Origin of the sequence: Marinomonas algarum (assembly GCF_020532605.1) — a bacterium.
Classification (GTDB): Bacteria; Pseudomonadota; Gammaproteobacteria; order Pseudomonadales; family Marinomonadaceae; genus Marinomonas; species Marinomonas algarum.
Genome location: NZ_JAJATW010000012.1, coordinates 40,009 through 56,661 on the forward strand (window position 1 = coordinate 40,009; position 16,653 = coordinate 56,661).

General features: G+C 45.7%; 12 protein-coding genes. All 12 read right to left on the reverse strand.

Annotated features, from left to right (window positions below; genetic code table 11):
- Window positions 1–9: 9 nt before the first annotated feature.
- Complete coding sequence (gene rplC, locus LG368_RS09295; RefSeq protein WP_226754454.1) at window positions 10–648, reverse strand: 50S ribosomal protein L3; 639 nt, start codon at window positions 646–648, stop codon at window positions 10–12.
- Between the two features lie 128 nt (window positions 649–776).
- Window positions 777–1,088, reverse strand: a complete 312-nt coding sequence (gene rpsJ / locus LG368_RS09300) for a 30S ribosomal protein S10 (RefSeq protein ID WP_012071937.1) — start codon at window positions 1,086–1,088, stop codon at window positions 777–779.
- Window positions 1,089–1,294: 206 nt separating this feature from the next.
- Window positions 1,295–2,518 (reverse strand): elongation factor Tu, encoded by a 1,224-nt coding sequence (gene tuf / locus LG368_RS09305; protein ID WP_226754455.1) that lies wholly within the window; start codon window positions 2,516–2,518, stop codon window positions 1,295–1,297.
- 35 nt (window positions 2,519–2,553) lie between these two features.
- Complete coding sequence (gene fusA / locus LG368_RS09310) at window positions 2,554–4,647, reverse strand: elongation factor G (protein WP_226754456.1); 2,094 nt, start codon at window positions 4,645–4,647, stop codon at window positions 2,554–2,556.
- Between the two features lie 21 nt (window positions 4,648–4,668).
- Complete coding sequence (rpsG, locus tag LG368_RS09315) at window positions 4,669–5,142, reverse strand: 30S ribosomal protein S7 (protein WP_211536695.1); 474 nt, start codon at window positions 5,140–5,142, stop codon at window positions 4,669–4,671.
- Between the two features lie 99 nt (window positions 5,143–5,241).
- Entirely contained in the window at window positions 5,242–5,613 is a 372-nt protein-coding gene (rpsL, locus tag LG368_RS09320; protein ID WP_013659444.1) for a 30S ribosomal protein S12, read from the reverse strand.
- A 137-nt stretch (window positions 5,614–5,750) separates the two neighbouring features.
- Window positions 5,751–9,953 (reverse strand): DNA-directed RNA polymerase subunit beta', encoded by a 4,203-nt coding sequence (gene rpoC, locus LG368_RS09325; protein WP_226754457.1) that lies wholly within the window; start codon window positions 9,951–9,953, stop codon window positions 5,751–5,753.
- Between the two features lie 66 nt (window positions 9,954–10,019).
- Window positions 10,020–14,120: a DNA-directed RNA polymerase subunit beta gene (gene rpoB, locus LG368_RS09330; protein ID WP_226754458.1), complete on the reverse strand. Its 4,101-nt coding sequence runs from the start codon at window positions 14,118–14,120 to the stop codon at window positions 10,020–10,022.
- 187 nt (window positions 14,121–14,307) lie between these two features.
- A complete protein-coding gene (gene rplL, locus LG368_RS09335) occupies window positions 14,308–14,679 on the reverse strand; it encodes a 50S ribosomal protein L7/L12 (protein WP_226754459.1) in 372 nt (123 codons plus the stop codon).
- An 81-nt stretch (window positions 14,680–14,760) separates the two neighbouring features.
- Window positions 14,761–15,261 (reverse strand): 50S ribosomal protein L10, encoded by a 501-nt coding sequence (rplJ, locus tag LG368_RS09340; protein ID WP_226754460.1) that lies wholly within the window; start codon window positions 15,259–15,261, stop codon window positions 14,761–14,763.
- A gap of 234 nt (window positions 15,262–15,495) precedes the next feature.
- Entirely contained in the window at window positions 15,496–16,197 is a 702-nt protein-coding gene (gene rplA / locus LG368_RS09345; protein WP_226754461.1) for a 50S ribosomal protein L1, read from the reverse strand.
- Entirely contained in the window at window positions 16,197–16,631 is a 435-nt protein-coding gene (gene rplK / locus LG368_RS09350) for a 50S ribosomal protein L11 (protein ID WP_226754462.1), read from the reverse strand. The genes rplA and rplK overlap by 1 nt, the downstream gene beginning before the upstream one ends.
- Between the last annotated feature and the right edge of the window lie 22 nt (window positions 16,632–16,653).

A 16,653-nucleotide genomic window follows, 5' to 3' on the forward strand; every position in this document is an offset into this window, starting at 1 on the left:
CTACCCCTCTTAGCGAGCTTTAACAGCTGATTGAAGAATAACATCACCATTCACTGCACCAGGTACGGCACCTTTCACTAGGATAAGGTTACGTTCTGTGTCTACACGAACCACTTCTAGTGATTGTGTAGTGACTTGTGCAGCACCCATATGGCCAGCCATCTTCTTGCCTTTCCAAACACGACCAGGTGTTTGACATTGACCGATGGAACCAGGTGCACGGTGAGACAACGAGTTACCATGTGTAGCGTCTTGCATACTGAAATTATGACGCTTAATGGCACCTTGAAACCCTTTACCCTTTGATTGACCTGTTACGTCAACAACTTGGATAGTTTCGAAATCAGCAACAGTTAGCTCATCACCAACATTGATTTCTTTTTCGTCACCCGCCAGGCGGAACTCCCACAAACCACGACCTGCTTCAACGTTTGCTTTTGCGTAATGTCCTGCAGCAGCTTTGTTTACACGGCTCGAACGGCGAGAACCTACAGTAACCTGAATAGCTTGATAGCCATCAGTTTCTGCTGTTTTCACCTGAGTAACGCGGTTCGGTTCAACCTCGATGACGGTTACTGGCACGGATACACCTTCTTCATTAAAGATACGTGTCATTCCGGCTTTGCGTCCGACTAATTGAATAGTCATTTTTTACCTCATTTGCCAGTTGTGTATGGGGCTATCACCCGCTACGGCTGACCATTCCAGATCATTCCACTATTGTGCATAAGCCGACTGATAACCAGCCGGTTCTCGCACCCCAATACTTTGAGTGATTAACCCAAAGAAATTTGTACTTCCACGCCTGCCGCAAGGTCTAGCTTCATCAAAGCATCAACTGTTTTTTCAGTTGGCTCAACGATGTCTAGAACACGTTTATGCGTACGGATTTCATATTGGTCACGCGCATCTTTGTTTACGTGTGGAGAAATCAATACTGTATAACGTTCTTTGCGAGTAGGAAGTGGAATCGGTCCACGTACTTGCGCACCTGTGCGTTTCGCTGTGTCCACAATCTCTTGTGTTGAAGCATCGATCAGACGATGATCAAACGCTTTCAAACGAATACGGATTTTTTGGCTTTGCATTTCCAACTCCAAATACAATGTTTTAATGGCTTAACTGTACATTTATTAAACCACTATCCTTTTTTAAGGACGGCGAATATTAGCCATTCGAAAACTGGTTGTCAAGTAACCAATTCCAGAACAAACAAAATAAGCCACAAATATAAAAAGGCCACTCGGAGTGCGAGTGGCCTTTTCGACATCAAATAGAATAAGTTAACTACTTATTACTTAATGATTTTCGCTACAACACCAGCACCTACTGTACGACCACCTTCACGGATCGCAAAACGTAGACCTTCGTCCATTGCGATTGGGTGAATTAGTTCAACAGTCATCTGGATGTTGTCACCAGGCATAACCATTTCTACGCCTTCTGGAAGAGAACAAGCACCAGTTACGTCAGTTGTACGGAAGTAGAACTGTGGACGGTAGCCTTTGAAGAATGGTGTGTGACGACCACCTTCATCTTTACCCAACACGTACACTTCAGCTTCAAACTCAGTGTGAGGAGTGATTGAACCAGGCTTAGCCAATACTTGACCACGCTGCACATCTTCACGCTTAGTACCACGTAGAAGAATACCACAGTTCTCACCAGCACGACCTTCGTCTAGAAGCTTACGGAACATCTCAACACCAGTACAAGTTGTCTTTGTAGTATCAACGATACCAACAATTTCAACTTCTTCTTGAATTTTGATGATACCGCGCTCAACACGACCAGTAACAACCGTACCACGACCTTGGATAGAGAATACGTCCTCGATAGGCATGATGAAAGCACCATCGATAGCACGCTCTGGCTCAGGAATGTACTCGTCTAGAGTTTCAACCAATTTCTTAACGGCAGTAGTACCCATTTCATTGTCGTCTTCGCCGTTCAATGCCATCAAAGCAGAACCTGGGATGATTGGAGTGTCATCACCTGGGAAGTCGTATTCAGAAAGAAGGTCACGTAGTTCCATCTCAACCAATTCTAGCATTTCTGCGTATTCTTCAGAATCCGCACCGCCACAGTCTTCAGCCAACAAGTCAGACTTGTTAAGGAAAACTACGATGTATGGAACACCTACTTGGCGAGAAAGAAGGATGTGCTCACGTGTCTGAGGCATAGGGCCGTCAGTCGCACCACAAACAAGGATAGCGCCGTCCATTTGAGCAGCACCAGTGATCATGTTTTTAACATAATCGGCGTGTCCTGGGCAGTCTACGTGTGCGTAGTGACGAGTTGGAGAATCATACTCTACGTGTGAAGTAGAGATAGTGATACCACGCTCACGCTCTTCTGGAGCATTATCGATACCGTCAAAAGCAACAGCGGTTCCGCCGAATACTTCTGCACATACGCGAGTCAATGCTGCAGTTAGGGTTGTTTTACCATGGTCAACGTGACCAATTGTGCCAACGTTAACGTGCGGTTTATTACGTTCAAATTTACTCTTTGCCATGATACATACACCTTAAGAATTAGTAAGTATGATGATTAATCTTCATTTTTGATGATCGCGTCTGCCACACTAGCCGGTGCTTCAGCGTATTTCTCAAACTCCATTGCATAACTCGCACGCCCTTGCGACAAGCTACGCACGTCAGTTGCGTATCCGAACATCTCCCCTAAAGGAACTTCTGCACGAATAATCTTCCCTGACGGGGAATCGTCCATCCCCTGAACAAGACCACGACGACGATTCAGGTCACCCATCACATCCCCCATGTATTCTTCAGGAGTCACAACTTCCACTTTCATTACAGGCTCAAGAACACAAGGATCAGCATCCGCTGCACCTTTTCTTAAGCCTTGAGAAGCTGCAATTTTAAAGGCCATTTCATTAGAGTCAACATCATGGAATGAACCATCGAATAACACCACCTTCATACCCAATAAAGGGTAACCAGCAATAACGCCATTCTTCATTTGCTCTGAAACGCCCCTTTCTACTGCAGGGATGTATTCTTTAGGAATAGCACCACCAACAATCTCGTTAACAAATTCGAGCCCATCTTTATCAGATGGAGTCAATTTCATTACGACGTGACCGTATTGACCACGACCACCAGATTGACGCACAAATTTGTGATTAACCACCACTTCTTTGCGGATTTTTTCCCGATAGGAGACTTGGGGCTTACCAATGTTTGCCTCAACCTTGAATTCACGACGCATACGGTCGACAAGAATATCAAGATGCAGCTCACCCATACCGGAAATAATTGTTTGACCCGTCTCTTCATGCGTTTCCACACGAAAGGAAGGATCTTCTTGCGACAGTTTACCCAACGCAATACCCATTTTATCTTGATCAGCTTGAGACTTAGGCTCGACAGCAACCGAAATAACGGGCTCAGGGAACTCCATACGCTCAAGCACTACGACATCGTTCATATCACAAAGCGTATCACCTGTAGTAACAAATTTCATACCTACAGCAGCAGCAATATCACCTGCTAATACCTCTTTGATCTCTTCACGATTATTTGCATGCATCTGAACCATACGGCCAATACGTTCACGCTTCTGCTTAACAGAGTTGTACACCGCATCACCTGATTTCAGCATGCCAGAATACACACGCATAAATGTCAAAGTGCCCACAAAAGGATCTGTTGCTATTTTGAAAGCTAACGCTGAAAAAGGAGCCTCGTCATCAGCTGTTCTTGCAACAGGGGTTTCCCCATCCTCGAGCGTACCTTCAATCGCTTTTACTTCAAGCGGTGAAGGCAAATATTCTATAACTGCATCCAGAACGGCCTGCACACCTTTATTTTTAAAGGCTGACCCACAAGTCACCAACACTATCTCGTTAGCTAATGTGCGGATACGCAAACCCTTCTTAATCTCCTCGATGGTTAATTCACCCTCTTCAAGGTATTTCTCCATCAAGTCATCGTTTGCTTCTGCAGCAGCCTCAACCATCTTCTCACGCCACTCTAACGCTTCATCAAGCAGATCAGCAGGCACATCCTCAAGTGAGAACGTCATCCCATGATCTTCTTCATTCCACATTATTGTTTTCATCAAGACTAAATCAACAACGCCTTTAAAATCTTCTTCAGCGCCGACATTAATCTGAATAGGTACCGCATTGGCACCAAGGCGAGTTTCAAGCTGACGGACAACAGAAAAATAATCGGCCCCAGTACGATCCATCTTATTGACGAATACCATTCTAGGAACTTCATACTTATTGGCTTGACGCCATACTGTCTCTGTCTGAGGCTGCACACCCGAAGAACCACACAGCACAACAACAGCACCATCCAACACACGCAATGAACGCTCTACTTCAATAGTAAAATCTACGTGTCCTGGCGTGTCGATAATATTAACACGGTACTCGTCAAACTGTTTATTCATCCCACTCCAGAAGCATGTTGTAGCCGCTGAAGTAATTGTGATACCACGCTCTTGCTCCTGCTCCATCCAATCCATTGTTGCAGCGCCATCATGCACTTCACCAATTTTATGAGACAAACCAGTATAAAAAAGAACGCGCTCAGTTGTCGTCGTTTTACCTGCATCAACATGCGCACAAATACCGATATTACGGTAGCGGTTGATAGGGGTCTTACGTGCCACTGTGTATCCTTCTGGGGGTAATTAGAAACGGTAGTGAGAGAATGCTTTGTTAGCTTCTGCCATACGGTGAACGTCTTCACGTTTCTTAACAGCAGAACCTTTGTTCTCAGCAGCATCTAGGATTTCACCTGCAAGACGCAAAGCCATGGATTTTTCACCACGCTTACGAGAAGCATCCACTAACCAGCGCATAGACAAAGCTGCACGGCGAGCTGGACGTACTTCAACAGGGACTTGGTAAGTCGCACCACCAACACGGCGAGATTTAACCTCAACCATAGGCTGGATAGATTCTAGTGCTTTTTCGAAGATAGCCATTGGCTCTTCAGTTTTAGCACGTGTTGCAACAGTGTTAAGTGCATTGTAAACAATGCTTTCTGCAACAGATTTTTTGCCACTAACCATTACGTGGTTAATGAACTTAGCAAGAAGTTGGCTTCCGTGTTTAGGATCCGGAAGGACCTCACGCTTGGCGACAACGCGTCTTCTAGGCATTGCAATATCCTCTTCAGGTTCGCCCGAGACAATCAAATTATTGCTCGGCCTTACTGTATTAAAAAATTATGTCTAAACGATGTATTAAGTAGCTTATGCTTACTTAGGACGTTTAGTACCGTATTTAGAACGGCCTTGCTTACGATTTTGTACGCCTGAAGTATCTAAGCTACCACGTACTGTGTGGTAACGAACACCTGGTAGATCTTTTACACGACCGCCACGAATCAGCACAACGCTGTGTTCTTGTAGGTTGTGACCTTCACCACCGATGTAGGAAGTTACTTCAAAGCCGTTAGTCAAGCGAACACGACATACTTTACGCAAAGCCGAGTTAGGCTTCTTAGGAGTAGTAGTATATACGCGAGTGCAGACACCGCGGCGTTGCGGACAAGCTTGTAACGCAGGAACGTCACTCTTTGCCACTTTACGTTTACGTGGTTTACGAACCAACTGGTTAACGGTTGCCATTAGACAAGCTCCACAAATCCAATTCTTATGGCGGAAATCGCCAAAATTAAGGAGGCGCAAGTGTAATTTGCGCCTATAAAACAGTCAATAGGGAGGCGACTAAAAAATCACCTCCCTTGCGATTTAACAACAAATATCTAGTCTTTCAGTGCGGCACTCAATGCTTCTTCCACATCGGATGCACTTACTGTTGAACTTCCTTCTTTTGCTGCCAATGCAAGCTCTTTCTTACGCTTGCGTTCATTGTGGTATGCCAAACCTGTACCCGCTGGTATCAAGCGACCTACAACAACGTTTTCTTTAAGGCCACGTAAGTGATCTTTCTTACCAGTTACAGCACCTTCTGTTAAGACTCGAGTAGTCTCTTGGAAGGAAGCGGCTGATATAAAGGACTCTGTAGCCAAAGAAGCTTTGGTGATACCTAGAAGCACACGCTCAAACTTGGCAGGGAATTTACTCTCTGCTTCTGCTTTCTCGTTGGCATCTAGAAGTTGAGTGTACTCAACTTGATCACCTTGAATAAGATCCGTATCGCCAGATTCACCGACCTCCACTTTTCGCAGCATTTGGTTAACGATAACTTCAATGTGCTTATCGTTAATCACAACGCCCTGTAGACGGTAAACTTCTTGCACTTCATTGGTGATGTAATCAGCTAATGCCTCTACACCTTGAAGACGCAAAATATCATGAGGGCTTAGAGGGCCATCGGCGATAATCTCACCTTTTTCCACTTCCTCACCATCAAAGATATTGATCTGACGCCATTTTGGAATCAAAGTCTCTACTGGATCATCACCATTTTGCGGGGTAATAACGAGACGAATCTTACCTTTTGTTTCTTTACCAAAGCTCACCACACCACTTGTCTCTGCCATAACAGCAGGATCTTTCGGGCGACGTGCTTCAAATAGATCTGCCACACGTGGCAAACCACCGGTAATATCTTTGTTACCAATCGACTCTTGCGGGATACGCGCTAGCACTTCACCTGTCTGAACGGTTGCACCGTGATCTAAGCTCAATAACGCTTTCTCAGGCAACATGTACTGTACAGGTGAATCTGTACCCGGAATCAACACAGGATTACCTTCTGCATCAACCACGGCAATCATTGGACGCAAGTCTTTACCTGCAGCAGGACGATCACGAACTTCCATCACTTCAATGGTCGTTAAGCCAGTCATTTCGTCAGATTGGCGACGAATAGTGACATTCTCTTCCATACCACTGAATTCAAGACGACCTTCCATCTCAGATACGATTGGGTGTGTATGTGGGTCCCAGTTAGCAACGATTTGACCCGCTGTCACTTGATCCCCTTCACGAACACTCAATACCGCACCGTATGGTAGCTTGTAGCGCTCTTTCTCACGGCCCGCTTCGTCAGCAATGGCCAGCTCTGAAGAACGAGAAGCAACGACAAGGTGACCTGTGTGACGCTCAATACTCTTCATTTTATTGAAACGAACGGTACCTGCGCTCTTCACTTGCACACTATCGACCGCAGATGCACGCGATGCTGCACCACCGATGTGGAAAGTACGCATCGTCAGCTGTGTACCAGGCTCACCGATGGATTGTGCTGCCACAACACCAATCGCTTCACCAATATTCACTTGATGACCGCGAGCCAAATCACGACCGTAACACTTCGCACAAACGCCATGGCGAGTATCACAAGTGATTACAGAACGGATAATCATTTCATCCACACCGGCCGCCTCAATAGTACGAACGTCATGCTCGTCAATTAAAGTGCCTGCAGAAAGAACCAAGTCACCCTTCGCATCAATCACGTCTTGCGCAACCACACGACCCAGCACTCGCTGACCTAGCGGAACAACAACGTCACCACCTTCAATCATAGCCGCAACGGAAATACCGTTTGTCGAACCACAATCGATTTCAGTGACTACTAGATCCTGTGCAACATCAACAAGGCGGCGCGTCAAGTAACCAGAGTTAGCGGTTTTCAATGCTGTATCGGCAAGACCCTTACGAGCACCGTGAGTAGAGGTAAAGTACTGAAGTACTGAAAGACCTTCACGGAAGTTCGCAGTGATCGGCGTTTCAATGATGGAACCATCTGGTTTCGCCATCAAGCCACGCATACCGCCAAGCTGACGCATCTGAGCCACACTACCACGGGCACCGGAGTCAGCCATCATATAAACGGAGTTGAAGGATTGTTGCTCAACCGTTTCACCCGCTTTGTTGACTGTTGTCTCTTTCGCCAAGTTTTTCATCATGGCTTCAGTAACGGTTTCGTTAGTACGAGACCATAAATCGATTACCTTGTTGTACTTCTCGCCTTGCGTTACAAGACCATCAGCATATTGGTATTCGATTTCTTTTACTTCCGCTTCTGCTTTCGCAATGATATCAACTTTCTCTGGCGGAATAACAAAGTCATCCACACCAACAGAAGAACCAGATGCTGTCGCGTAAGCAAAACCTGTGTACATTAATTGGTCAGCAAAGACACAACTCTCTTTCAAGCCAACTTTACGGTAACACTCGTTGATCAAGTTCGAGATCGCTTTCTTCTTCATGGTTTGGTTAACCACAGAGAACGGTAGGCCATCAGGCACAATATCAAACAACAGCGCGCGACCTACAGTTGTATCAGCAATAAACGTCGAAGGTACTTTATCGCCATCTAACGTTGTATCCACTTGGCTAATACGAACTTTGACTTTGGCATGCAATTCAACTTGTTTCGCACCATACGCACGGTGTACTTCTTTGATGTCAGAAAACGCCATGCCTTCACCCTTGGCATTGATTTTCTCACGAGTCATGTAGTACAAACCCAATACAACGTCCTGCGACGGAACAATGATTGGCTCACCGTTTGCTGGAGAAAGGATGTTGTTCGTAGACATCATCAAAGCACGGGCTTCAAGCTGCGCTTCAATCGTCAACGGAACGTGAACCGCCATTTGGTCGCCATCGAAGTCAGCGTTGTAAGCCGCACAAACCAATGGGTGCAACTGAATTGCTTTACCTTCAATCAACATAGGCTCAAACGCTTGGATACCCAAACGGTGAAGTGTTGGCGCACGGTTCAACATCACTGGATGTTCGCGGATAACCTCATCAAGGATATCCCACACTTCAGGCGTTTCACGCTCAACCATTTTCTTCGCTGCTTTGATCGTCGTCGCCATGCCACGAAGTTCAAGTTTAGAGAAAATGAATGGCTTAAACAGCTCAAGTGCCATTTTCTTAGGTAAACCACACTGATGTAGACGCAGTGATGGACCTACAGTAATTACAGAACGACCAGAGTAATCAACACGCTTACCTAGCAAGTTCTGACGGAAACGACCCTGCTTACCTTTGATCATATCAGCCAAAGATTTCAGAGGACGTTTATTAGACCCTGTAATCGCACGTCCACGACGACCATTATCAAGCAAAGCATCAACAGACTCTTGCAACATACGCTTTTCGTTGCGTACGATGATGTCTGGAGCAGAAAGCTCAAGTAGGCGTTTTAGACGATTGTTACGGTTGATCACTCGACGGTAAAGGTCGTTCAAATCAGACGTCGCAAAACGGCCGCCTTCAAGCGGAACCAATGGACGAAGATCTGGCGGAAGAACAGGCAATACATCCAGTACCATCCACTCTGGGTTGTTACCAGAATGATAGAATGCTTCAACCAGCTTAAGACGCTTAGAAAGCTTCTTAATACGAGTTTCAGAATTTGTGCTGTTTAGCTCTTCACGCATGCTCTCAATTTCAGCAGGCATGTCTAGATCACGCAACAACATTTGAACCGCTTCAGCACCCATACGGGCATCAAATTCGTCACCGAATTCTTCTAGCGCTTCAAAATATTGCTCGTCGTTTAGCAACTGGCCTTTATCAAGCGTTGTCATACCTGGATCGATCACAATGAAAGATTCAAAGTACAGAACACGCTCAATGTCACGCAACGTCATATCCATGATAAGACCGATACGTGATGGAAGCGATTTTAGGAACCAAATGTGAGCAACTGGCGAAGCAAGCTCAATGTGTCCCATGCGTTCACGACGCACTTTCGACAGAGCCACTTCAACGCCACACTTCTCACAAATAACACCACGGTGTTTTAAACGCTTGTATTTACCACACAAGCATTCGTAGTCCTTAATAGGACCAAAGATTTTTGCACAAAACAAACCGTCACGTTCTGGTTTAAACGTACGATAGTTGATGGTTTCCGGCTTCTTAACTTCACCGTACGACCATGAACGAATCATATCGGGTGATGCCAAGCCAATGCGGATCGCATCAAACTCGTCAGATTGTCCTTGTGATTTTAGAAGACCTAATAAGTCTTTCATGTAGTATTCGCCCCACTCATAAGGCTGGGGAGTCTTGCTCCCCAGCAGGTCAAATGTGATTCGTGCTTATTCGGTTTCCAACTCAATATCGATACCAAGAGAACGAATCTCTTTAACCAATACGTTGAAGGACTCAGGCATGCCAGGCTCCATTCTGTGATCACCGTCGACGATGTTTTTATACATCTTCGTACGACCATTCACATCATCGGACTTAACCGTCAACATTTCTTGTAGCGTGTAGGCGGCACCGTATGCTTCTAGTGCCCATACCTCCATCTCACCAAAACGCTGACCACCAAACTGTGCTTTACCACCCAGTGGCTGCTGAGTAACCAAACTGTAAGAACCGGTAGAACGTGCGTGCATTTTATCGTCAACCAAGTGGTTCAACTTAAGCATGTACATGTAACCAACCGTTACAGGGCGCTCGAAAGCATCACCAGTACGACCATTAAACAACTTAACTTGGCCACTTTCATTAATGCCAGCCAATCGAAGCATACGTTTAATTTCTGCTTCTTTTGCACCGTCGAAAGCACCAGATGCCATTGGTACGCCACCTTTAAGGTTGCCCGCCAAAGTCAAAATCTCTTCGTCTGTAAAGCTGTCTAGGTCTTCAGTACGAGCGCATTTCAAGTCGCCTTCGTGGCCGTTGTAGATTTCGTCAAGGAAGCTGCGCAGTTCTGCAACGGCTTCTGCTTTCTCACGTTCTACTGCCAACATTTCATTGATCTTACGACCCAAACCTTTAGAAGCAGCACCTAAGTGAGTTTCCAAAACCTGACCTACGTTCATTCGCGACGGAACACCTAGCGGGTTCAACACGATATCAACGGGATCACCGTTCTCGTCATACGGCATATCTTCAACTGGCATGATCTTAGAGATAACACCCTTGTTACCGTGACGACCGGCCATTTTATCACCAGGCTGGATTCGACGTTTGATTGCAACATACACTTTAACGATTTTAAGAACGCCAGGCGCAAGATCATCACCTGTTTGCAATTTACGTTTCTTATCTTCGAATTTAGCATCAAGCTCTTTACGACGCTCAATCAAAGCCGCCTGTGCTTTTTCAAGCTGCTCGGTCGCTTCTTCATTAGCAACACGAATTTTGAACCACTCAGGGTGATCTAGATTCGCTAGATACTCTTCTGTGATAATCGCGTTGCGAGCCAAACTTGGACCGCCTTCCGCTTGCTGACCCACGAGTGTTTCAGCCAAACGTTCAAAGGTCGCTTTTTCAACGATACGGAACTCTTCGTTCAAGTCTTTACGAACTTGATCAAGCTGAGATTTCTCGATGAACTTAGCACGTTCATCTTTCTCGATACCATCACGAGTAAAGACCTGCACATCGATAACCGTACCGCGTGTACCAGTCTTAACGCGCTGTGACGTGTCTTTCACGTCAGACGCTTTCTCACCAAAGATAGCTCGCAGAAGCTTCTCTTCAGGCGTTAGCTGAGTTTCACCTTTCGGTGTTACCTTACCAACAAGGATGTCGCCTGGCTCAACTTCAGCACCGATATAAACAATGCCAGATTGATCCAGTTTGGACAGAGCGCCTTCACCTACGTTTGGAATATCAGAAGTGATTTCTTCTGGCCCAAGCTTGGTGTCACGTGCCACACACGTCAGTTCTTGTATGTGAATCGACGTGAAACGATCTTCTTCAACAACGCGCTCAGATACTAAGATCGAGTCTTCGAAGTTGAAACCATTCCAAGGCATAAAGGCAATACGCATGTTTTGGCCCAATGCCAAATCACCCATATCAACAGAAGGACCATCGGCCATGATGTCACCAGAAGCGACCTTTTCACCTTTCATCACCAAAGTACGTTGGTTGATACAGGTGTTTTGGTTAGAGCGCACGTATTTCGTCAGGTTGTAGATATCCACACCTGCCTCACCGGCAATCGTCTCTTCTGAATTAACACGAACAACAATACGGCTCGCATCAACAGACTCAATGACACCGCCACGGGAAGCAACGATACAAACACCAGAGTCTTTCGCGACATTTTTCTCCATACCTGTACCCACAACAGGCTTATCAGCCTTAAGTGTTGGTACCGCCTGACGCTGCATGTTCGAACCCATTAAGGCACGGTTGGCATCATCGTGTTCTAGGAACGGAATCAACGACGCCGCTACAGACACAACCTGACGAGGAGAAACGTCCATTAGATTTACTTTTTCTTTCGGAATCAGAGTGGTTTCATGCATATGACGCACCTGAACCAACTCATCTACCAAACGGCCTTCTGCATCAACATTTGCTGACGCCTGAGCGATAACATACTTCGCTTCATCAATGGCCGAAATATAAACAGTCTCATCTGTCATCTTACCGTCGATAACTTTACGGTAAGGCGTCTCTAGAAAGCCGTAGCTATTCGTACGCGCATAAGTTGACAACGAGTTAATCAGACCAATGTTTGGACCTTCCGGTGTCTCGATCGGACAAACACGACCATAGTGCGTAGCATGTACGTCACGTACCTCAAAACCAGCACGTTCACGAGTCAAACCACCCGGCCCCAATGCAGAAACACGACGTTTGTGTGTCACTTCAGACAAAGGGTTGTTTTGGTCCATAAACTGAGATAACTGGCTAGAGCCAAAGAACTCTTTAATCGCTGCGGCAACAGGCTTCGCGTTAAGCAAGTCTTGCGGCATAAGACCATCCGCTTCTGCCATTGACAAACGCTCTTTCACGGCACGCTCAACACGCACTAAGCCAACACGGAATTGGTTTTCAGCCATTTCGCCAACAGAACGAACTCGACGGTTACCCAAGTGGTCAATATCATCCACCATGCCGTTACCGTTACGGATATCCAGCAAGGTTTTCAATACAGCAACGATGTCATCATTATCAAGGATGCCCGCGCCAGTATCTTCATCACGACCTAAGCGACGGTTAAATTTCATTCGACCTACGCCGGACAAGTCATAACGATCTTCAGAGAAGAACAAGCTCTGGAATAAACCTTCAGCAGATTCTTTCGTTGGCGGCTCGCCAGGACGCATCATGCGGTAAATTTCAACCAAGGCTTCTAATTGATTACTCGTTGGATCAATACGAAGCGTGTCCGAAATAAACGGACCGTTGTCTAAGTCATTGGTATAAAGTGTTTCTACTTCTGTGATACCGGATGCAACAAGTGCTTCTAGTAGATCAACAGACAATTCAGTGTTTGCTTCAGAAATCAGCTCACCCGTTGAAGGATGAACAAGATTCTTCGCCGTCACCTTACCAAGCATGTACTCAAGCGGTACGGAAAGACGCTCTAAACCGGCTTTTTCCATAACACGAATATGCTTAGCCGTGATACGACGGCCTTCTTCAACGATTAACTCGCCGTTTGCATCTGCAATATCAAATAATGCTGTTTCACCACGAAGGCGATTAGCAACAAGATCCATCTCAAAACCATCACGCTGTAAGTAAAAACGTGTTGTTTCAAAGAAAGCATCTAAGATTTGTTCTGTACCATAACCCAAAGCACGCAATAAAATCGTTGCTGGCAATTTACGACGACGGTCAATACGAACGAAGACGCAATCTTTTGGATCAAACTCGAAGTCCAACCAAGAACCGCGATAAGGAATAATACGAGCAGAGTGTAGCAATTTACCTGAAGAGTGAGTCTTGCCACGATCGTGATCGAAGAACACACCAGGAGAGCGGTGTAATTGAGAAACAATAACACGCTCGGTGCCGTTAATAACAAAGGTACCATTGTCTGTCATGAGTGGAATTTCACCCATGTAGACTTCTTGCTCGCGAATGTCTTTGATCGCTTTGTTAGAGGACTCTTTATCATAAATGATGAGTCGAACTCGAACACGCAGAGGCGCTGCATAGGTAACACCACGCAACTGACACTCTTTAACATCAAAGACTGGCTTGCCTAAACGGTAATCGACGTATTCAAGCGCCGCATTGCCGGAAAAGCTGACCATTGGAAAGACAGATTTAAAGGCCCCATGCAGACCTAATTCCCCACGCTCTGCTAGGCTTTTGCCTTCTTGCAGAAAATTACGGTAGGATTCAAGCTGAATTGCCAGCAAGTATGGCACATCCAAAACGGGCGGCAGTTTACCGAAATCCTTACGGATACGTTTTTTCTCAGTATATGAGTAAGCCATCAGCATTCCCCAGCTTGTGCACATTGACGCAAAAGGCCCAAATCAGGCCTTACCATATATGGGAGCATTATCTCCCACGTGAAAATTCTTTAAGTTTTATTTGAGTTTTAGAAACCCAAAAAGGCCGGTGACAATAATGTCACCAGCCATTTCGACTATTGGTCGAAATCTGGAAATACAAGTATCATTACTTGACTTCGACAGAGGCACCAGCTTCTTCAAGCGCTGCTTTAAGAGCGGCAGCATCTTCTTTAGACACGCCTTCTTTAACAGTCGCTGGAGCGCCGTCAACGATAGCTTTAGCTTCTTTCAAGCCTAGACCAGTCGCTGCACGAACAGCTTTAATTGCATTTACTTTCTTATCGCCTGCAGCAGTTAGAACAACGTCAAATTCAGTTTGTTCTTCAGCAGCAGCACCTGCATCAGCAGCAGGGCCAGCAGCTACAGCAGCTGCTGCAGATACGCCAAATTTTTCTTCCATTGCTGAAATTAGTTCAACAACGTCCATCACAGACATTTCTGCTACTGCATTGATGATATCTTCTTTAGTTAGAGCCATGACTCAGATTCCTAGCATTCTTAAAATTACCCGAAGGTAATAAAACAAAATATTTATCAAGAAGGGATACGGGATACCGTATTACGCCGCTTCTTGCTCTTTTTGATCGCGAACCGCTGCAAGAGTACGTACAAACTTGCTTGTTGCGCCCTGAATAACACTCATCAGTTTCGCAATTGCTTCGTCGTATGTAGGCAGTGTTGCCAAACGATCAATGTCGCCAGCTGGGATCAACTCACCGTTGAACGCCAACGCCTTTACTTCAAACTCTTTTTGATCTTTCGCGAAAGATTTCAACAAACGAGCAGCCGCACCTGGGTGTTCGTTAGAGAAAGCGATCAACGTTGGACCAACAAAGCTCTCAGTTAGACATTCGAAGTCAGTGCCTTCCACTGCACGGCGAGCCAATGTATTACGTACTACACGTACATAAACACCTGCTTCACGCGCTTCTTTACGAAGTGCGGTCATGCTGCCCACGGTAACACCGCGAGAATCAGCCACGACTGCAGACAACGCAGTTTTAGCAACTTCGCTAACTTCGGCGACAATGGCTTTTTTGTCTTCTAGACCTAATGCCACTGGTTTTCTCCTGGATTAGCAGGGAGATAACTCCCCTATTTTTTACCAACTCTCCGATTTCTCGAAGTACTTGCTGGTGAGTTAGATCCAGTTAATCTGAATCGGGCCACACCATCTGCGCAGGACATACGTTTTTCAACGTTGTTATTAAACCCGTAAGGGTTCCTGCGGTCTTTGACGGCCTACTCAACACTTCTCAGCGAAGGCAGACCCCAAAGCGCATAATTTAGATGCTTACTTTACAGAAGTAAGTGCACCTAAATCAATTTGTAAGCCAGGTCCCATTGTAGAGGACAAGACTACTTTTTTCAGGTAAACACCTTTAGAAGAAGCAGGCTTAGCACGACGCAAGTCAGCCAAAAGTGCTTCTAGATTACCTCGGACAGCATCCGCAGCGAATTCAATAGAACCAACTGCAGCATGGATGATACCGTTTTTATCTGTACGGTAACGAGCTTGACCTGCTTTAGCATTTTTAACGGCTGTTGCAACGTCAGGTGTTACTGTGCCAACTTTAGGGTTAGGCATTAGACCACGTGGACCCAATACCTGACCTAGTTGACCAACGATACGCATTGCATCTGGAGAAGCAATAACAACATCAAAATCAAGGTTACCGGCTTTAACTTGCTCAGCCAAGTCTTCGAAACCAACAACATCTGCGCCAGCTTCTTTTGCTGCTTCAGCATTTGCACCTTGTGCAAATACAGCAACACGAACGTCTTTACCTGCACCGTGAGGCAATACAGTAGAACCACGAACAACCTGATCAGATTTACGTGGGTCAACACCTAGGTTAACAGAAACGTCGATAGACTCTTTGAACTTAACAGTAGAAAGCTCAGACAAAAGAGCAACAGCCTCTTCTACAGAGTACAGTTTTGTTGCTTCTACTTTTTCTGCGATCAAGCGAGCGCGTTTAGTCAATTTAGCCATTAGTTCACACCCTCAACTTCTAGACCCATAGCGCGTGCGCTACCAGCAATTGTACGAACTGCTGCGTCCATATTCGAAGCAGTCAAATCAGCCTGCTTAGCATTAACGATCTCTTCTAGTTGAGCACGAGTAACCGTACCCACTTTTTGAGTGTTAGGACGTGGAGAACCGCTCTTCAAACCCGCTGCTTTCTTAAGCAACACGGCTGCAGGAGTCGATTTTGTTTCAAAGGTGAAACTACGATCACTGTATACAGTAATGATAACAGGTGTTGGAAGACCTGGCTCAACGCCTTGTGTTTTAGCATTAAACGCTTTACAGAATTCCATGATATTCACACCATGTTGACCAAGTGCTGGACCAACTGGTGGACTTGGGTTCGCTTGACCCGCTTTAACTTGTAGCTTGATATAAGCTTGGACTTTCTTAGCCATTTTCTTAACTCCAATTGGGTCA